Origin of the sequence: Pseudomonas sp. THAF187a (assembly GCF_009363395.1) — a bacterium.
GTDB classification, from domain to species: domain Bacteria; phylum Pseudomonadota; class Gammaproteobacteria; order Pseudomonadales; family Pseudomonadaceae; genus Aquipseudomonas; species Aquipseudomonas khazarica.
Genome location: NZ_CP045349.1, coordinates 1818287 through 1838218, shown reverse-complemented (window position 1 = coordinate 1838218; position 19932 = coordinate 1818287). Strand labels below are relative to the sequence as shown.

Here is a 19932-nt window from a genome sequence, read left to right as displayed (position 1 = left end):
TGGCGCCATCTAGCACAAAGGAAATTCATGTCGCCCGAGCGACCGACAACGCCTGAGCGCCAGCGCGGGCGAGCCGCCAGCCGGTCGCTACAGGATGAACCAAGAAAAAAGTGGCACAACCTCCGGGAAGGTTAGTGCCACTTTGTCCATCTGCGATCGCTTACTCGCCGTAAACGTCGAAGTCGAAGTACTTGTCCTGCACGGCCTTGTACTTGCCATTGGCGCGAATGGCCAGGATGGCAGCACTGATCTTGTCGGCCAGCGCCTTGTCGCCCTTGCGCACGGCGATGCCCTGGCCTTCGCCGAAGTATTTCACGTCGGTGAAGTCCGGGCCGGTGAAGGCGAAGCCCTTGCCGGCGTCGGTCTTGAGGAAGCCGTCATCGATGTTCACCGAGTCGGCCAGGGTGGCATCCAGACGACCGGACTGCATGTCCAGGAAGATTTCGTTCTGCGAGCTGTAACGCACGACCTCGATGCCCGCCGGAGCGAACAGGTCGGTGGCGTAACGGTCGTAGACGGACGAACGCTGAACGCCGACCTTCTTGCCTTTCAGGTCGACCAGCGGGTCCTTGACCTCGGTGCCGGCCTTCATCGCCAGCTTGGCCGGCGTTGCATAGTACTTGCCGGTGAAATCGACGGATTTCTTCCGGTCTTCGGTGATCGACATGGACGACAGCACGGCGTCGAACTTGCGGACCTTGAGGGCCGGGATCAGGCCATCGAACTCCTGCTCGATCCACTTGCACTCGACCTTCATCTCTTCGCACAGGGCGTTGCCGATGTCGTAGTCGAAGCCGGAGATCTGGCCATCGGGAGTCTTGAATGCGAAGGGAGGGTAAGCCGCTTCGATACCGATGCGCAGCGGTTTCTCGGCCATGGCCAGAGGCGACATCAGGGACAGCGCCAGGGCGCCGAGCAGTGCGATCTTCTTCATTCTTTGCTCCTTCGAATTGGGTATGGCATCGATGGCAGTGAGGGGCCCGGGCCTTGTAAGGATTGTAGAAGGCGGTGCAGCGTCATCCGTGTAGGACGAGCGACGAAAGGGCCTTGGCTGGGTGAGCGGCATTCTAGCGGCAGCCAATGAGGCGATATTTCCTTAATGCGACAAGTAATTACAGAAGCACAGGAAGCGCCGAGGGCAGATATTGACAGCTCGCAAAAGGAGTGATCAAGCAGAAAAGGGTAAACGGATAATCTCAGCAAGACTCAGGCCAGAAAGCATCAAACGCCCACAGCATGGGCACTGGAGACGCCGCGCAGTTTTCCCGCACGCCCGCGACGGCACCTTATCGGCGCATCGGCGTTTCCTATGCGCCCAATCGGGTGCGCGATGTTACCTGTCGGGACAGCGGGCGTGCCCGCTGCGCCATCAAGCCCTGCCGGCACGCGCAAGCGAACCCGCGCCACCGTCACTCGCCGGCACGCAAGCTCAGCCGCGCCATCACGCGATTCTCCTCGGCGCGGTCCAGCCCGGCCTCCTCCACGCGCACGCCCTGCCCCTCCAGTGTCTCGATCCAGCGCAGCAGCTGGGCAAAGGCCACCGGTTGCAGGTTGACCTGCACGGCGCCGTAGCCCTCGGCATCCAGGCGCTCGATCACCACGCCCTGCTCCGCAGCCGTTGCCGTGACCAGGCCCTGCAGGCGCTCCGGGTCGAGGCTCGCGCGCGGTTGCGGGTCCCGCCCGCGCAGCTGTGGCGCGCGGCTCTGCAGGTAGGCATACAACGCCCGCTGCTCCTCGAACGCGGCACGCGCCGCCTGCGCATGGCGCTGCGCGGGCTGCCACAACGCCAGGTAGAACAGCACCAGCAACAGGAACAGGCCCAGCGCCAGCAACGCCAGGCGATCACGCGACGGCAGCACCTGCCAGCGCTGCGCCAGGGGTGAACGCTGCCAATGCTGCTGCAACTTCTCGCTCATCGCCATGCCGCTCATCCTCCGATCACCACACGTGCGCTGACGCCCTGCGCCTCACGACTGGCCGAGCCCATCTGCACCGACAGACCGGCCTGCTGCAGGCGCTCGCGCAGCCCTTCCAGTTCGGCGAAGCCGGGCGCCTGCAATTGCAGTGACAGGTCGCCACGCACCGCGCTGTAATCGAGCTGATTGACCTGCACCTGCGGTTCTCCCTCGGCGTACAGCGCGGCAGACACCTCGCCAAGCAGACCGAGCAGCGCGCTGCCTGCGGTCGACGACTGCGCCAGGTGCTGATCCAGCTGCGCCCTCAGGTTGATCAGCTTGCTGTCCTGCGGAAACAGTTCGCGATACAGCGCCTCACTGGAGGCCGCGTAGGCATCAGCCTCACGCTGCAGGTACCAGCCTTGCGCCAGATTGAACCCCCATTGCAACAGCACACAGAGCGCCAGCACGGCCGCCAGCGGGCGCCAGCGCTGCCAGCCGTCATTACCCTGACGCAGCGCGAACGCCCCCTGTGCCAGGTCGATACCGCCGCCCTGCTCGACCAGCCACAGGTGCGCATCCTCGAGCGGGTGCTGCTCATCGTGCGGCTCGGGCGCTGACTGCTCGGCCGCCACCCTGACCATTCGCGGCTGCGGGCACGACTCGGCCAGCGCAGACCAGTCGGCGGCCTGCACTGCCAGCCGCCAGGGTGCCTCGCCCCCCAGCACCCAGCGCGACTGCAGCCACAGCAGCTGGCTGCCCTGATGCGGCAGCATGTCGGCATCCATGCGGATCGCCTGCGGCGGTTGCGCGGCGAACAGCGCCAGGCAGTCACGCAGCCAGTCTGCACGCAGCGCATAGACGCGATGACGACCATCGGCCAGTTGCTCGCCCAGCGCCAGATGCATCGATTCGACATCCTCGGCGAGCAGCTCCTCCACCGCGAACGGCAGTGCCTGGCGTACCCAGCGCGCCTTCTGCGTGGGCAATTGCACGGCGCAGGCGGTCACCGCCTCCACCGGCAGCACCAGCTGCCAGTGCGCCGGCAGGTCCGACAAGGCATCGGCCAGGCTCAGCGTCCGGCTCTCGCCTGGCGCGACCCACTGCACCGGCAATTCCGGCGAGACTCCCTGGCAGGCCTCGGGCGGCAGAAAAATCCATAACGGCTTCATTCTTGCTCTTCCTCAACGGGCTCCGGCGGCATGCCGCCCTGCCCCAGATCACGCGCCAGGACACGAACCTGGCCATCATTGCCGCGCTGCAGCAGGCTGCGCAAGACCACCCTGCGCTCGCCCAGGCTGACCTCGCTGAACACCTCGAAATACTGGCTGCCGACCGCCAGGCCCTGCGCCACCTGCTCCCCCAGCCCGGCAAGCGCAGGCTGGGCAGCGAAGGCAGCCGGGCTGGCGTAGCCCTCCGAGCCCCGCGCCGCGATCAGCGACAGCGCCGCATCCGGGCTGAGGCCATCGGACAGGGTAGAAAGCACCATGGCGCTGGCGGTGTTGACGTTGAGCAACGTGCCGCTGGGCAGCGCACTGACGAAGGGCAGCAGGCGGCGATAGTCGGCCTCGTCCATCTCCAGCAACAGGCGCAACTCGGAAACGTCACTGATCTCGCGATTGGCGCTGCGATAAGGCGGTGCAGCCAGGAGGTACTGAGCATCCTCGGCGCCGTTACCACCCAGCGTCTCGCTGTCGCGATCCAGCCAGTCGAGCAAGCGCTCGGCGTAAGGCTTGCCGATGTCCAGGCGCAGCAACAGACGGCGCAAGCGCATGACCGCCAGCTCGTTGGGCCGGCCCTGGCTCACCAGATTGTTGAGATTGAAGCGGCCGCTGGGGTCGACGATGCGCACACGCAGCTCCCCGCCCTCATCCAGCGGAAAGGGCGGCAATGGCCTGGCCCAGGGTTCCAGCAGGTGGTCCACCGGTTGCCGCGGATCACCCTGGCGCAGATCCCGTTCGAGCATCGCCTTGGCCAGGGTCTCGCCACCCAGCGCGTAGTGCCAGGCCTGGGTCACGTGCAGCTGATTGGCGCTGCTGCGGATCGACAGCTGCTGACGGGCGATCAACCCGGCGCAGACCACCGTGACCACGGCCACCACCAGCAGCACAGTGATCAGCGCGACACCCTGCTGGCGCCTCATGACTGCGGCTCCTCGCCCTGCTCGCCTTGCTCCCCCTGCGGCGGCGCCGGCTGCCCCTGCGCCGGCAGATCCGGCAGGCGCAACAGACGCCGCAACTCGCCATAGCGCCGGTGCTGCAGGCGCAGCTCCAGCGCACGCGGCAGCTCGGTGAACGACGCATCGCCAGTGGCATTGGCCGGCGGCCAGTCAGGCTGCCACTGGCCGTCCTTGTCCAGGTAGCGCAGGCTCAGCGACTCGACGCCGTCGAGCGCCTGCTGCACCTGTGGCGCGCTGTCCTGGGCGCGGTCGAGCACCCGCCAGTAGCGACGCTGCCATTGCTCGCCACTCAGTTGCCAGCGCACCCGCTGCACTTCGGCACGCGGCTGGCCCAGTGGATTGCGCCAGCCGGCACGGCTCAGCTCCAGCGCCGTGGCATCGGCCAGGTCGCTGTGCAGTGCCGGCTGCGGGTCGCCAAAGGCATCTCGAATCGGCCGCACCGTGACCTGCCGCAGGTCACGCTCGAACGCCGACAACGCCCGCGTCAGCTCACGGAGCTGACGCTCGTGTTCACGGGTCACGGCATCGGCACTGAGCACGCTGTCGAGCATGCGGTAGGTCGCCAGCCCCAGCAGCGCAAAGATGGCGATGGCGATCAGCAGCTCCAGCAGGGTGAAACCGCGCTGCCCGTACCTCATCGCGGCACCCCGAGAAAACCGCTGAAGCTGACCACGGCCCGCTCGCGCAGATCACTCCGGGCGCCGCGCTCATCGACCGCGACCCACAGCGTCACGCGGCGCATGGCCGGCTCGCTGGTGGCCTCGATCTCGCTTTGCCACGACCAGCGGCGCCCGGCGAACTCCACCTGGCCCTGATCTCGGCCGTCGGCGGGCGGTGTTTCGGCCAGTTGCAACTCCGTCATACGGTTGTCGGCCACCCACATGGCCAGGGTCTTGTCCTCCAGCTGGCTGGCGGTGCGCACGCTGCGCGCACTGGCGGTCAGCACGCTGGCGGCGACCAGGGCGAAGATGGCCAGGGCCACCAGCACCTCGAGCAGGGTGAAGCCTCGTGCCGATTTCATCCGGCACGCCCCGCGCCCAGTTCCTCGACACGCGGCAGCGTGAAACCGTCGCTGGAGAGCTGCATACGCAGGCCATCACGGCGTCGTTCAGCGAGACGCAGGCGGAACGGGGTCAGCTCGCCACTGGACAGAATCAGCAACTGCGGCGCCGCCGCATCCGCCTCGCCCGGCAGCGTAGGCTCTTCGCCCTCCAGTTCGAGCGTCAGCTCGGCCCACTCCGGCAGACGATGGGCCTGGCGGTCCAGCGCCTGCCATTCGGCGCGTTGCGAGTCGTAGCGCAGCACACGGTAACCTTCGCGGGTAAAGCTCAGGCCATACTCGCGGTTATCCAGCACCGCCTCGTCGAGCAGCACGCCGATCAATCCACTGAGGCGCTCGGCCTCGCCACGCAGTTCACGCGCCGGACCGGCGATGCCCGTGCTGAACACCGCGAGGCCGATCAGGCTGCCGAGAATCACCAGCACCACCAGCAGCTCGATCAGGGTGAACCCGCGCTGGCCATGCGCCACGAGCGCCTGTGCGCTGCGCGTGCGAGGGCGCCAACAGGTGAAGGCCAGCATCGGCAGCTCAGAGGTCCCAGTTACCGATATCGGCGTTCAGCTCACTGCCGCCCTGCTTGCCATCGGCGCCGAACGAATAGAGATCGAAGGCCCCCTTGGTGCCGGGCGCCAGGTACTGATAGGGATTGCCCCAGGGATCGACGGGCAGACGCTTGAGGTAGCCGTCCTTGTTCCAGTTCTTCGCCGGCGGGTTGCCGCTCGGCTTGCTCACCAGCGCCTCCACACCCTGCTGGGTGCTGGGGTAGTTGTGATTGTCCAGCTTGTACATGTCCAGTGCGGCACCGATGGCGCGGATGTCGTTCTGCGCGGCAGTGACCTTGGCCTGGTCCGGCCGGCTCATCACCTGCGGCACGACCAGCGCCGCCAGGATGCCGAGGATGACCACCACCACCATGATTTCGATGAGCGTGAAGCCCGCCTGAGATTTTCTCACCTGCTATCCCACCATTTGGTTCAAAGAAAGAATCGGCAACAGGATGGCCAGCACGATCACCAGCACCACTGCCCCCATGAAGACCAGCATGAACGGCTCGAACAACCCGACCAGCAGGGCGATCTGCGCGCTGAGGTCGTTTTCCTGGTTCTTCGCCGTACGCGCCAGCATCTGATCCAGCTCCCCGGAGCGCTCGCCGCTGGCGATCATATGCAACATCATCGGCGGAAACTGCCCGGTCGCCTCCAGCGAACGGGTCAGGCTACCGCCCTCACGGACCTTCTGCGCCGCCACCAGCACCTCGGCGCGAATCACCCGGTTGCCGATCACCTCGCCGGCAATCGCCAGCGCCTCCACCAGCGGCACGCCGCTGCGGGTGAGGATCGCCAGGGTCGAGGCGAAGCGTGCGCAATCGGTGGCGCGGCCCAGCCCCCCCAGCAGCGGGATGCGCAACAGGAAACGATGCCAGCGCAGGCGAAATGCCTCGTCACGCAGCGCGGCACGCAAGGCGATAACCGCCAGTACCAGCGCCACCACCGCCAGCAGCCCCCAGGCCTTGACCCAGTCACTCAGGGCGATGAGCCCACGGGTCAGTGCCGGCAGGGTCTGCCCGGAGTCGACGAAGACCTTGACCACGTCCGGCACCACGTAGCCGAGCAGAAAACCGACGATCAGCAACGACGCGCACATCAGGATCACCGGATAGAGCAGCGCCAGTTGCACCTTCTGCCGCGACTGCTGGCGCTGCTCGGTGTAGTCCGCCAACTGTTCCAGCACCGGCCCGAGATGCCCGGCGTGCTCGCCAGCGGCCACCGTGGCGCGATACAGCTCGGGAAACGCTGCGGGAAACTCCTTGAGGCTGGCGGCCAGGCTGTGCCCCTCCAGCACCCGCGCGCGCACCGCCAGCAGCATGCCCTGGATGCGCGAACGGGTGGATTGCGCGGCGGCGGCGCGCAACGCCTCTTCGATGGGCAGCGCCGCCTGGATCAGCGTCGCCAGCTGGCGGGTGACCAATGCCAGGTCACGTGCCGACAGACCACGGGCAAAGCCCAGGCGCACCTGGCCAGCGCCCTGCTCGCGACTGCGCGTGGCCTTGACCTCGAGCGGCGCCAGCTGGCGTTCACGCAGCAGCTGCCGCACCTGCCGGGCGCTGTCGGCCTCCAGCACGCCCTTCTGCTGGCGGCCACTGCCGTCCAGGGCGATGTATTCAAAGGCGGCCATCGGCAAATCGCTCCCGTCGTTCCCGTGGAAGCGGCTTCTGCCGCGATCTGCGCCGACCCGCAGCCGAAGCCGCCGCTACAGCCGATGCCCATATCACGCTCGCCATCATTCCTCTCGCGTCACGCGCAACACTTCCTCGACCGTGGTCACCCCTTCCAGCACCTTGCGCCGACCATCGTCGCGAATGCTCGGCCCCAGGGTGCGGGCGTGGCGGATCATGTCCTGTTCGGCAGCGCGGCTGTGCACCAGGCTGCGCATGGTCTCGTCGAACACCACCAGCTCGTAGATACCGGTACGCCCACGATAGCCCTGCTGATGGCAGTGCGCACAGCCACGGGCGTGGTACAGCGTCGGCGCCTGATCGAGCGACGCCCCCAGCAGCGCGCACTCGGCCGCATCGGCGCTGTAGGGCTCCTTGCATGCCGGACAGAGCACCCGTACCAGGCGCTGCGCCAGCACGCCGAGCAGCGATGACGACAGCAGGAAGGGCTCCACGCCCATGTCCACCAGACGGGTGATCGCGCCGATGGCACTGTTGGTGTGCAGGGTCGAAAGCACCAGGTGACCGGTCAGCGACGCCTGCACGGCGATCTCGGCGGTTTCCTTGTCGCGAATCTCACCGACCATCACCACGTCCGGGTCCTGGCGCAGGATGGCGCGCAGGCCACGGGCGAAGGTCATGTCCACCTTGGTGTTGACCTGGGTCTGGCCGATGCCTTCGAGGTGATACTCGATGGGGTCCTCGACGGTGAGGATGTTGCGCGTGTGGTCGTTGAGGCTGACCAGGCTGGCATACAGCGTGGTGGTCTTGCCCGAGCCGGTGGGCCCGGTGACCAGCAGGATGCCATGCGGCTTGCGCACGGTGTCTTCCATCAGCGCACGATCTTCGCTGCGCATCCCAAGGTGCTGCAGCGACAGGCGCCCGGCCTGCTTGTCGAGCAGGCGCAGCACCACCCGCTCGCCGTTGGCCGACGGCAGCGTGGACACGCGGATGTCCACCTCGCGCCCCCCCACCTTGAGCGAGATACGCCCGTCCTGCGGGATACGTTTCTCGGCGATATCCAGCCGCGCCATCACCTTGACCCGCGAGACCAGCAAGGTCGCCAGCTCGCGCTTGGGTTCGAGCACTTCACGCAGGATGCCGTCCACGCGAAAACGCACCACCAGGCGCTTCTCGAAGGTTTCCAGGTGAATGTCGGAGGCGTTCTCCTTGATCGCTTCGCCGAGAATCGCGTTGATCAGGCGGATGATCGGTGCGTCGTCCTCCTGTTCCAGCAGGTCCTCGGTTTCCGGCACCTGATCGGCCAGCGACGCCAGATCGAGGCTGCCGCCGATGTCCTCGGCCAGCTGCATGGATGCGGAGTCATGCTGATAGGCCGCCCCCAATGCCTGGGCGAACTCGCTGGCGCTCATCGCCTGCAGCGGCAGGCTGCGCCCGGCGAAACGCTGCGCCTCGGCCAATGCCACCAACTCCGCGTCGGAGCGATAGCCCAGGCTCGGTGATCCATCAGTACTCAGCATCACGACCCCATGACGCTTGGCAAAGCTGAAAGGTAAACGCCGCACAAGAGTTTCCGTCAACATCGCATCCATGATCGATAGCCTCTGCCGGGCTAAACCCGGCAGAGGCATTAGAGTTTCCAGCTGCTGATTGTCTTATTTTGCCGAAAGAAGAGCCACAGGGCTAAACAGGTTAAGCGGAGTGAGCTCCCGTCCGCACTAATTCAGCGGACTGCATACCTGCCAATCAGCAGCATTCTGTATACGCAGGCTCGTACCGACATACTCCGTGGACATCCAAGCGCGATGCCCACGGAGCTGGTCATCACTACGGCATTACCCAGGCTTCGTTCAACGCTTTCACAAGCCGTTCCTGATCGGCGGCCTTACGCTTACTGGACATGCGGTTCATACCCTTCATGACTGCCAGCAATGCATCCACACGCTCCACCGGCAAATAAGCGCCATCCTCACGCTCGATGCGAGCAATACGATTACCTGGCTGGCTGAACCATTTGACGATGGTGATTCGGTCAGTCGCCCCCTCGAACAGCAACTGCAGATTGCTACCGCTTTTCACCAACCAGATCTGTTGTGGCTCCAGTGCCAGATGCATGACCAGCCGATCATGATCATCGACCAAGCCGCGATCCTCGATGAAATCACGCCCTCCCTCATAGTGGTAAACATCACTACCCGCTCCACCATACAGATAGTCGTTGCCCATGCCTCCGCGCAGCACATCGTCACCTGGGCCACCGTACAACTGATTGCTCTTGCTGTCGCCCAGCAGAACGTCGTTACCAGCGCTCCCGAACACCGGACTGTTGGAAAACGCCTGGATGTGCGCGATGTTACGCAACTCGCTCTCGGAGAAATCAAAGGTCCGCCTAACGCCTCTGGCACTCTTGGCATGAATCACATTGGCGCCATCCCGGCCATCGATGAGCTCCAGGCGATAGTTGCCATCGAAGCGTTCAAGCTTGATGACATCGTCGCCATCACTACCGAGGATGCTGTCGCTCCCCTCACCGCCGACGAATGTGGTGATTCCGGATTCGGCAGAAACCAGAAAGATATCGTCTCCCCCCTGCCCGTCCAGGATGCTGTTTCCAGAGCCAACCTTGAAGAAGTCCGCCTCCTGGCTGCCGGTAATCTGGTCATTCCCTCCTGCGCCATCGATGAGTGCAATAGCCTGCAGATGGATGCCGGAGAAATTGAGCACATCCTTGCCAGCAGTACCGCGAATGATGTTGTAGCCACCATTGCCGTCGACCTCTTCGATCGAGTTGGCCGCAGAGAACTTGTTGAGCAGCAAGACATCGTCACCTGCGCTACCCAGCAAACGGTCATGACCAGGGCCACCATTGTATTCGTTGAGTTCGCTTGCCTCGCCTCTGAACAAGAACGTGTCATCGCCCGGGCCACCGTTCAATCGGTTGCGCCCGGCACCACCGTCTATCACATCGTTGCCCGCGCTACCGGTGATGACATCATCGCCTGCGCCACCCTCGATCACGTCGATATTGATGAGTTCGGTCTTGCTGAAATCCAGGGTGTTGTCGTTGTCATCACCACTGATGACATTGCGCCCCCCACCACCATCGATACGTTCGACGGTGAACCCTTTGGCGAAGTAGCTCAAGCCGATACGATCATCCTCATCGCCCCCCAGAATCTGGTCGGAGCCTGAGCCTCCGCTGATCTTGTCGAAGCCTTGATCCTGCCCCGACACCAGGAAGGTATCATCGCCGCCCTCGCCATAGAGTTCGTCATTGCCAGGACCGCCAACGATTACATCACTTGCCCGACTCCCTCGAATCAAGTCATCTCCACTCAATCCATGAATGGACTCGATATTGCGCAGCTCGGTCTTGCGGAAATCCAGGCTGTCAGGTCCTGCCGTTCCCTCGATACGGTTGACACCACCGCTACCGTCTATGAGTTCGACATGGTACTTGCCGGTGAACCGGGTCATGCGAATGACATCATCACCTTCACCACCAAGAATACGGTCGTGGCCACTACCGCCGATGAAATGCTTGGGTGACGGGTCGTTACCCTCGACGATGAACGTGTCATTGCCCGAACCACCATCCAGCGTATCTTCACCGGCTCGACCGATCAGCACATCGTTGCCGCCCCCACCCACCAGGTGATCGTCGCCAGCGCCACCACTCAGGATGTCGTCCTTGCTGGTACCAACCAGTTCACCACCGGCATCGCCCAGCTCGCTGACTGGCGCCAGAGCCCCCGGCTCGATCGTCCAATGCAAACGGTTGAACTGCACAGGCTGATCTGCCGGCTGACTGAGGACGATGCGATCGGGACTCTGGCTCCGAATACCGGTAAGCACTTTGTCGAAACGCACACGACTGGCGCCCGAGAGAACGATATCCCCCCCCTGCACCGACGCACTTGCAGTGGCGCTGAGCAGGGCTGCGCCAGTATTGAGCAACTCAGGCCGCAAGGTGATGTCGACCATGCCATCGGCACGGACTGCACTACGAGAAATCACCTGGTAATGGCACACGAACAACGTCTGGCCTTCGACTTCATTGTCCATGGTCGTCAGCACGACATCCTGAGGGTCCAGCCCATCGAAATCAGGGTCGCTGCTGTGCAAAGGCAATAACTGAAGCCCCACAGGTTGAGCCCCATCGATGGCGCAGTCATCGACACCCTGGACGCGGATGCGCTGCGGGGTCTGCCAATTTTCCGCCGTGAAATAGAGGAACGGCGGATCATTGAGCACGCGAGCCTCACTCGGATCATCGACGGCCAAGTTGAGAGTCACGCTGGCCCCCGGCATTGGTTGACGGTCGAGACTCACCTCGATCTCGGCTACCACCTCACCGTACTCATCCAGTTCCAGACTGGACAGCGGGGTAACTCGCACCTCAGGTGCCGGCTGCTGCACGGTGATCGAACAACAGGCTTGCGCCCACACTTCGCTGGTGTCGTCGCGTATCACCGCCTTGATCCGGTAAGTACCTGGCTCGACGCCTGCCAGGGACCACTCGAAACGGTCCGCATCACCGTCAGCGTCTTCATCCAGACCTGAGGCGATCAACACGTCATTGGCATACAGATCGATCTTCGCAGAGCTATCCGGATCCGCATCGACCCACTGGATGACAACCATGCCGCCACTCAAGACCCGATCTCCGTCCGGCTGCACGAAGCTCAGGGAGGGGGCATCATCAACACCGTTCTCGTTGACGAAGAAACGCAACTCCTCACTCCAAGCCGAATACAGCCCCGTGGAATCCAACGCCCGTACACGCCAGCGATACCAGCTGTTGTCCGTCAATGTCAGAGAGGGAGTCCAATACGCTTCCCCCACAAGCTGGCTGGCCATAGGACTCTCGCCGGCGTCGCTGTACAGCTCGAACTGATAGCTGACCGCATCACCATCAGGGTCACGCACAGGGTGTACGGAAAACCGCGGCCGGATCACTTCGACCCAGGCGCCAGGGGCCGGATTATCGACGACCGGCAGCGCGGGTGACTCCTGGAACTGGTTGACCTGGAAGCTGCCAGCCAGCCACTCCGACTCCAACTCACCATCGCTCGCTCGCGCGCGCCAGTGATACACGCGGTTTTCCTGCAACGCCTGCGGCACCTGCCACTGGATACCCTCGGCGCTAGCACTGAACCAAGCGGAGTCGAGGCGTTCTGCGCCGTCGAAACGCTCGTTGTCGTCCAGCTGGATACGATATTGCAACGGTCGACGCTCAGGGTCGGTAGCTGCATCCAGGCGCAACACCACCCCTTCACTCTCGGCGATACGCTGCCCCTGCAGCGGCCAGGCCAAACCAGGCGTACTTGGCGCCTTGTTACTCAGGCTGACACCAAAGAGGCTCGGCTCGCTGGCCGTGATGGCGCCATGTGGGTCGCGCGCGTCGACCAACCAGAAGTAGAACTTGCCGTCCTCCAGTTGTACGGGCACTTGCCAGCTCGTCACCCCATCGGGGCCAGGCAGCAATCCGCTAACCTCGGCCAGGGGTTGCTTGAAGTCATCGTCGTCTTCACCAAACACCCGTACCCGATACGTCAGCGGGTCTTCGTCCACGTCCTGACTGCTGTTGAAGCGGAACACGGGCTGAGTATCAGCCACCAAGCCCATGGGTGTCGGATTGAGCAGCACAGGCGCACTGGGAGCGTCATTGGCGGTATTGATGAAGAAACGGCCGTTCAACCATTCACTACTGCCCTTGTCGTTGCTGACCCTGACCCGCCAGTAATAGCGACGGTTGTCATGCAGATCAGCTTCCGGCTCCAGCTGATCGGCCTTGACCACCCACTCGGTGCTATTGCTTCCAGGGTTGATCCCCTCGGATCGTGCCAGCAGCTCGCTCATACCCTCATCGGCATACAGCTCGAACCAATAGTGCAGCCCCTGGCCATTGTCCTGAGTCGGGCTATTGGATACCCGCAGAGCCGGGTACAGGTCACTGACCTGGGCATTGTCGGCAGGGCTCAACAACTGCGGCGGCAACGGCGTGGCATCGGCCACCTTGGGGTCGGTACGATTGAGGAACTCATCCAGATCGGAAACCCCGTCACCGTCGAAATCACCGGAGCCATCACGGTCCAGATTGCCGAAGTGCTCCAACTCCCAATCGTCATCCAGACCGTCGCCGTCGCTGTCACCCTGACGAAACACCTGAATGCCAACCGGCAGGCTGGACTCCAGCAAACCGTCACTGGCCTTGAAGTTCACCACATAGCGCCCGGCCTGACCCTGCAACGGCGCCCAGAGAAAAGTACCGCGCCCCTGACCTTCATCCTTGAAGCTGGCACCCGTGGGCAGCCCCTCGACCGAGAGCATGGGGACAGTGCCATTGGGATCACTGGCACGAACCAGAAAACCTACCTGCCCGCCTTCATGCACACTACGATCCGAGATGTACTGAAATACCGGGGCCTTGGGTTCCTGGCTCAATTCACCGAACTCGACACTGTACTGAGCATCCGGCTGAGTTTCGAAGATATTGAGGTAGTAATTGAACGTACGGCCGTCACCTGCACGCTCCTTGCTCAACCAGGCGTTGTAAGGCGACAGTGGCAGACCATTGCTGCGCAGTACACGCTGCAAACCCTTGGTCCCCTGATAGGGATCCGTCACTCGCACATAACCAAAACCTGGCTGAACGTCGACGTCCAGCGTGCGCAGTGTAGAAGCGCCAGACAGGTTGCCGCTCAGGCGCTGCACAGGCGAGCAATCCAGGCAGGGCGCGTTGTCCGCCTGGCCGGTCCGGTCGGATTCGAAGACATAGAGGTCATCCCCGACCATGGCGAGAAAATCACGCACTGCGTCGCGAGCCGGCAAGTCGACCAGCACGTCACGCAACAGAAAACGCGCGTGGGCCGCGTCGAGCAGAGAGGTCAGGCGGCCGCCAAGTTCATCGGGGTGACTGAAGGAGGCGCTGAAATCGATGAACTCACCGGACAGAGTACTTTCCATGATCCAGCGCCCATGCCGATTGCTGCCGGGGGCGATCTGACCGAAATCCAGCAACAGCGTAGGCGCAGCAGGTGCTTCATCGACAAAACTGTTGGTGATGCGGAAATTGATTGCCAGGCCCAGCTCGTTACCGATGATGCGTGGCTGCGCCGACTCCAGCTTGACACCCTTTACCTCGCCACGGCCACTATTGTGGATGCGCACGCCCAGGGTGTATGGCTCTGGCGCCTCGATCTCGGGGGTAAAGGCGTCGTCGGCGATCACCTCACGGGTGAGGAAGTAATCCAGGGTCAACTGAGGTTGGGGTTTGACCGTGATGGTGTCGGGGGTCACCGTCATCGACTCGACCTTGCCGCCGGCGTTATAGCTCAGGGCGGCGCCAACGTTGTAGCGCTTGCCGTCGATACCCTCACCCGCCGCACCGGCTGTGGGGATGATCAGCCAACGCAGCACGCCACTGGCCTTGGCCGGCACTTGGCCATTGGTCACCGAGCCGTCTGCCCCTGACTGAACACTATTGACGTTCTGCGAGTCGTCCAGGCGGATAAAGAAGGCGGCATCCGTAGCGTTGGGGTCGGAGCTGGCCTTGATCACGTTGCCCTGATCGTCCTCGAACGACACCTGCACCTGCAACTGATCCAGGGCAATGCTATCCAGGCCGTTATTGATGCGCATGGTGGCCTCGAAGGCCTGGCGCTCGAAGCTCAGCTCCTGGGCGATCTCGATCAATACCACGGCGCAGAGCTGATCCTCCGCCCAGGCCCCCACACTCCAGAGCGCCAGCAAACCGGCCATCCATTGCTTAACCATCATTCCCCCAACTCCCCAATGGCGGGCAATAGGCCCACCGAATTTAAAAGCGATGATATGTAGGAAGGTTCAAAGACCCGCCATCCAACAGGCACTACGATCACTGTGACCGCCATAAAACCGTAGGGCGGGTTAATCCAGTAGCGGCGAAACTCGGCAAGCTATTTCTACCGCAGCGTCAACTCCGAGAACATGGCTGTTAATCGTGGCCTGTCTCCGTTTACCAGTACCAGCAATCAATCAGCGCGAGTCACGACCCGCCATACTTGGCTCATGGCTGCAATGATCGCCTGTAATAGTATCGCGACACTGAACTAGACTCGGAAATATCCACCCAGAATAAATCAGGATCAATCCAATTAAATATCTGAAACCCTAGGTCACCACCACGCCAAAGAATAACGCTCTGCTCTCCTTCAGTAGAGATTACATCATAAGAAAAACTCGCATCATAAGGTTCAATATAACCCTTCCTCCCCATAGAGGCGCACTCACCGCCCCTCAAAAAATAACGCCCCTTACCATCAGAAAACTCAAGACCTGATAGCTCCGCAGTGCACTTAAAAATATCAACCTCCACCTCATCTCGACTTGAAAAATTCTGATCAAAGGAGAAAGTTAACGACCCATCCACCACCCAAACCCCATCCAACTTCCATGGCAAAGAAAAGCAATAACCAGAAAAACCAAAGAACAATAAAAAGCAAAATACTAACTTATTCATACACACAACCCTGCTTGCCATTTTTCAAAAGTACAATTAGGTGTTAACTCATCTGGAGGTGGAGTCCCATTTCCAGATGGATCAGATGGATCAGATGGATCAGATGGATCAGATGGATCAGATGGGCCTCCACCACTCACACAGTTCGAAAGCGCGCCATATTTCGATTCACATTTCACAATACAAGGCCCAGCAAGTAGAGGTTTTCTCCCACACAAAGTGCGACATGCTTTTAACTTAACTAGACAAGGATCATCAACACAAGGCTCCAAACCATAAGGATCAGAAAACCTTACAACCATACTCTTCACATAGATATATCGATCATTTATGCGGCCAAGCAGGTCTGAACTGACCGTGTTGGTAGCTATTCCCCAAACACCAAGCTCTTTATAATCTTTCAATATCCCAATCGGATCACTCTGCACATATCGACCAATTTGCGGGTCATAGTCCCTGAAGTAGTTCTGATACAGCCCCGTTTCTTCGTCGAAGTACTGCCCCGGAAACTTCAGCTTATTATCGATAGTGTTGAGCTGGATTTGCGTCTCTCCAAACGCCTGCGCCTTGGCCCGCCAGGTCACTTCCCCGCTCTTCTCGAACGCCACTTCCGGTGCGCCCAGATGACTGGTGCCGAAGTAACTCACTGCCCATACCTGGGTGTCATTGCGCTGGGCTCGAGTAAACAACGGCTGGCTCATCCAGGGCGCGGTCGGATCGTAGGCATATTCCTGTTTGAGGTTGCCTTGCTGGTCGTATACCCCTACCAGCCCTTCTTCGCTGTAGAGGAAGTAAGTGGTCTGGTTGCTCGGTAGCAAGGTCTTGCTGATGCGCTGGCCCAGGGGGTTGTAGGCGTATTTGACCAGCGGCTGGCCGTTCTTCTGCACTGCAACCAGGCGTTCGCGGCTGTCGTACTGGTACTGCCAGTGGTCGATGCTGCCGCTCTGGACCAAACTGCCGTTTTCCTGCAGCGCGCCCTTTTCGATCAGGTGGCCATCGGCGTTGTAGCGGTAGCCGATGCCGTCATGGCTGGCCAGTTGGTTATGGGCGTTGTATTGCCACTGGCCGATATCCAGTTCGGCTTTGCTGGTTTTTTCATCCAGCCGGTTTCCCACGCCGTCGTAGGCGTAAGCTTCATTGCGTCTGCTATCGCCCTCGGGGTATTGCGCTTCGGTCAGGCGGTAGAGTTTGTCGTAGCCATACTGCTGGGCACCACTCTCAGTCTCGATGGCGGTGATATTACCCACCGCATCGTACTGGTAGCGGTGGCTCTGGATCGGGTTGCCCGCCTGGTCGCTGAGGATACGGCTGGTGTAGCGCAGTAGACCGTCATGGACGATCTGCAGGGCGCTGCCGCCCGGGTAGAGGATGTTCTGCGGCTGCATCCAGTTGTAGTTACCCAGACTGATGCTGCCCTCCCCCGGTATGCTCAGACCGCTCAGTTGGCCATGGGCGCTGTAGCCGTAACTGTAGGTCTGTTGTTCCGGGTTGGTATAGCTCGCCTTGCGCCCATTGGCGTCGTAGCTGTAGGCGAGGGTCTTGCTGAACGCTGGGCTGGCCGTTTTGTAGGTAACAGTCAGTTGAGTCACTCGCCCGAGCACATCGTGCTGGTAGACCGCCTTGCTCTCCTCATCCTCGTAGCTCGTTAGGCGGTTCAGGTCGCTATAGCTGTAGGTGGTAGTGCGTTCGGCGTAACCATTGTTCGCCTGGCCGGCATTGACGAAGTGCTGGGTCTGAATCAGGCGATTGCCATCGTCGTATTGGTACTGACTGACTCGGCCATCCGGGGTGATGCTCTGCTTGAGATTGCCCACCGCGTCGTAGCTGTAGCGGCGTTCGGTACGCGGGGTGCTGTCATCACCTGGTTTGATCTCGGCGATCACTGCGTCGCGGGTATCGTGATGGAACTGGGTGACGCGCCCGGCGGGGTCGGTGACCTGGATCAGGTTACCCCGTTTGTCGTAGGCAAAGCGGGTGATGCCGCCTTCGGCATCGATACTGCTGGTCAGCCGGCCCTGGGCGTCGTAGCCATTGCCGGTGGGATTGTTGGCGGCATCCAGGTGTTGTTCCAGCAGGCCGTTGGCCAGGTAGCGGTAGTGCTCGGTCTGGCTTTTGTCGGTGTCGCCTTCGCGGTATTCCTGGGTCTGGCTTTGGATGCGTTCGCGACTGTCGTACTGGTAGCGCTCTTTGTAGGTCGGATAGTCGATGCCGCTCAGGCGGTCCTTGTCGTACTGGTACTGGATGCGGTTGTCAGCGGCGTCCTGCTGGCTGAGCAAACGGCCGCGGGCGTCGTACTGGCGCTGGCTTCTGTTGCCCAAAGGGTCGATCACCGCCACCAGGCGCTGGTTGGCGTCGTATTCGAACTCGGTCTTGGCGCTGGCGGCGTCGGTGATGCTGATGGGCAGGCCGGCGGCGTTATAGGTGGTAACCATGGCCGCGCCGTTAGAGGCGAGGGTCTGGGTGCGCTGGCCCAGTTTGTCGTACTGGTAGGTAACCGTCTGATCAAGCGGCGTGGTCAGGCTGGTGAGGTTACCAGCGGCGTCATAGCTGCTGGTCCAGGTCTTACCCAGGGCGTTGGTCAGGGTCAGCACATTGCCCAGCACGTCGTGGGTGTAGCTGGTGCCGTGGTTGAGCGGGTCGATGCTTTTGCTGCGGTTGCCCTTGGCGTCGTACTGGTACTGCCAGGTGGCGGCCGGGGTCTCGCCGCTGGCCGGAGTGCTCTGCTCGGTCAGTTGGCCCAGGGCGTTGTAGACGTAGGTGGTGGTGCTGGCTTCAGGGGTGCCGGCGGCGTCGATGCGCTCGATCAGGTTGCCCTGGGCGTCGTAGCGGTACTGGGTCTTGTTGCCGCGCTCGTCGATTTCTTCGCTGACGCGGTTGGTGCGTGGGTCGTAGCTCTTTTTGACCTCACTGCCATCGGCGTACTGGATGCGGATGACCTGGCTGTACTGGTTGTACTCGGTGGTGGTGCGGTTGCCCTGGGCGTCCTGCTCGATCATCTGCGCCACATAGGGCGACGGCGCCCTGCCCTGGCGTTGGGAGATCTCGCGGGTCACGGCCAGGCTGCGACCGGTCAGGCGGTAGGCTTCGGCGATCTTGCTGACGTCGCTGGAGCGGTCGGAGAGCAGGTACTGGCGGATCAGTCGGGTTTCCCCAGCTTCCTGCTGGCGCACCAGTTGGCCCAGGCGGTCGTACCAGCGTTCCTTGACCAGGCCGGCCTGGTCGATCTGCCGTACGTAGTATTCTTCGCTGTTCTGGTCGTAGCCGTAGCTGTATTTGATCCAGCGGCCGTCGGGCTGTTTGATCTCCTGCACGCTGTCGCTCTTGCCTAACACGTAGGTGGTGCGCTGGCCCAGGGGGTCGGTGTAGCCGGCAAGGCCGTTGCCGTCGTAGTGGTATTGCCAGCGCTGGCCGACCACGTCGATCACCGCGCTGAGGCGCTCGCCGCTGTACTCGTAGCGGACTTCGCGGCCGCTGTAGTCGCGAACAGAGGTAAGGTTGGCGCCGGTGTAGGTCAGGGTCACCAGTTGCTCGCCGTGGTGATCCTTGACCCCGATCGCCCGCCCTTCATCGTCGCGCACCAGGTTGACCCGATGGCCCTGGCGGTTCTGGTAGCCGGTCATGCGTCCTTGGGCATCGTAGTCGACACGGTTACCCTGCACGTCTTCCCAGCGGTAACCGGCCAGGCCGCGCTGCAACGCGGTAAGGCGGCGCTTGGGCAGGTTGTTGAAGGTCACGTCCTGGCCCTGCACCGTGCTGTTGGCACGCAGGTAGCTCTGCCCGCCGCGCACCACGGCGTAAGGACGGTCGGCATTGAGGCTATCGGCAGCGCCACCCGGGGCGCTGGGGTCGGCCGGGCCGAGTATCTTCAGGTCCTCCCAGCGCTCGTTCCACACCCACTGGCCGTTCTTCCAGCTGCGCAGCATGCGGATCGGGCTGCCCAGCGCCTGCACCTGCAGATCCAGCACGTCAAGCTGCAGCGCCTCGGTGTTGTAGTGAGGGCCGCGGTACTGGTGATCCAGGCCGGGTTTGGCCTGCAACGCGCCGCTGAACAGGGCCAAAGCCGCCCCCAAGCAAAGGCCCAAGCGGCCAAAAACCTTGCGATCCAATCCTTTCTCCTTG

Annotated in this window: 13 protein-coding genes; all 13 read right to left on the bottom strand. The window is 62.2% G+C overall.

Annotated elements, in window-relative coordinates; translation table 11 throughout:
- Nucleotides 1-160: 160 nt before the first annotated feature.
- The 13 genes from FIV02_RS08515 to FIV02_RS08455 all read right to left on the bottom strand — a co-directional run bounded on the left by FIV02_RS08515 (nt 161) and on the right by FIV02_RS08455 (nt 19919).
- Entirely contained in the window at nt 161-934 is a 774-nt protein-coding gene (locus FIV02_RS08515; protein WP_037048446.1) for an ABC transporter substrate-binding protein, read from the bottom strand.
- Between the two features lie 475 nt (nt 935-1409).
- Nucleotides 1410-1931: a type II secretion system protein M gene (locus FIV02_RS08510; RefSeq protein WP_152488365.1), complete on the bottom strand. Its 522-nt coding sequence runs from the start codon at nt 1929-1931 to the stop codon at nt 1410-1412.
- Nucleotides 1928-3067 (bottom strand): type II secretion system protein GspL, encoded by a 1140-nt coding sequence (gene gspL / locus FIV02_RS08505; RefSeq protein ID WP_152488364.1) that lies wholly within the window; start codon nt 3065-3067, stop codon nt 1928-1930. Before gspL ends, FIV02_RS08510 begins: the two co-directional genes overlap by 4 nt.
- The gene (gene gspK / locus FIV02_RS08500) at nt 3064-4038 is read right to left on the bottom strand and encodes a type II secretion system minor pseudopilin GspK (RefSeq protein ID WP_134676198.1); all 975 of its coding nucleotides are present in this window, start codon (nt 4036-4038) and stop codon (nt 3064-3066) included. Before gspK ends, gspL begins: the two co-directional genes overlap by 4 nt.
- Entirely contained in the window at nt 4035-4712 is a 678-nt protein-coding gene (gspJ, locus tag FIV02_RS08495; protein WP_152488363.1) for a type II secretion system minor pseudopilin GspJ, read from the bottom strand. Before gspJ ends, gspK begins: the two co-directional genes overlap by 4 nt.
- Complete coding sequence (gspI, locus tag FIV02_RS08490) at nt 4709-5095, bottom strand: type II secretion system minor pseudopilin GspI (RefSeq protein WP_152488362.1); 387 nt, start codon at nt 5093-5095, stop codon at nt 4709-4711. Before gspI ends, gspJ begins: the two co-directional genes overlap by 4 nt.
- A complete protein-coding gene (gene gspH, locus FIV02_RS08485) occupies nt 5092-5655 on the bottom strand; it encodes a type II secretion system minor pseudopilin GspH (RefSeq protein WP_256663106.1) in 564 nt (187 codons plus the stop codon). The genes gspI and gspH overlap by 4 nt, the downstream gene beginning before the upstream one ends.
- A 7-nt stretch (nt 5656-5662) precedes the next feature.
- Entirely contained in the window at nt 5663-6049 is a 387-nt protein-coding gene (gspG, locus tag FIV02_RS08480) for a type II secretion system major pseudopilin GspG (protein WP_051800539.1), read from the bottom strand.
- A 42-nt stretch (nt 6050-6091) separates the two neighbouring features.
- The gene (gene xcpS / locus FIV02_RS08475; protein WP_037048462.1) at nt 6092-7309 is read right to left on the bottom strand and encodes a GspF family T2SS innner membrane protein variant XcpS; all 1218 of its coding nucleotides are present in this window, start codon (nt 7307-7309) and stop codon (nt 6092-6094) included.
- 105 nt (nt 7310-7414) lie between these two features.
- The gene (gene gspE, locus FIV02_RS08470; protein WP_152488361.1) at nt 7415-8902 is read right to left on the bottom strand and encodes a type II secretion system ATPase GspE; all 1488 of its coding nucleotides are present in this window, start codon (nt 8900-8902) and stop codon (nt 7415-7417) included.
- Between the two features lie 235 nt (nt 8903-9137).
- Nucleotides 9138-15092 (bottom strand): calcium-binding protein, encoded by a 5955-nt coding sequence (locus FIV02_RS08465; protein WP_152488360.1) that lies wholly within the window; start codon nt 15090-15092, stop codon nt 9138-9140.
- Between the two features lie 268 nt (nt 15093-15360).
- Entirely contained in the window at nt 15361-15813 is a 453-nt protein-coding gene (locus tag FIV02_RS08460; protein WP_152488359.1) for a hypothetical protein, read from the bottom strand.
- Nucleotides 15810-19919, bottom strand: a complete 4110-nt coding sequence (locus FIV02_RS08455; protein WP_172979139.1) for an RHS repeat domain-containing protein — start codon at nt 19917-19919, stop codon at nt 15810-15812. The genes FIV02_RS08460 and FIV02_RS08455 overlap by 4 nt, the downstream gene beginning before the upstream one ends.
- Nucleotides 19920-19932 lie beyond the last annotated feature (13 nt).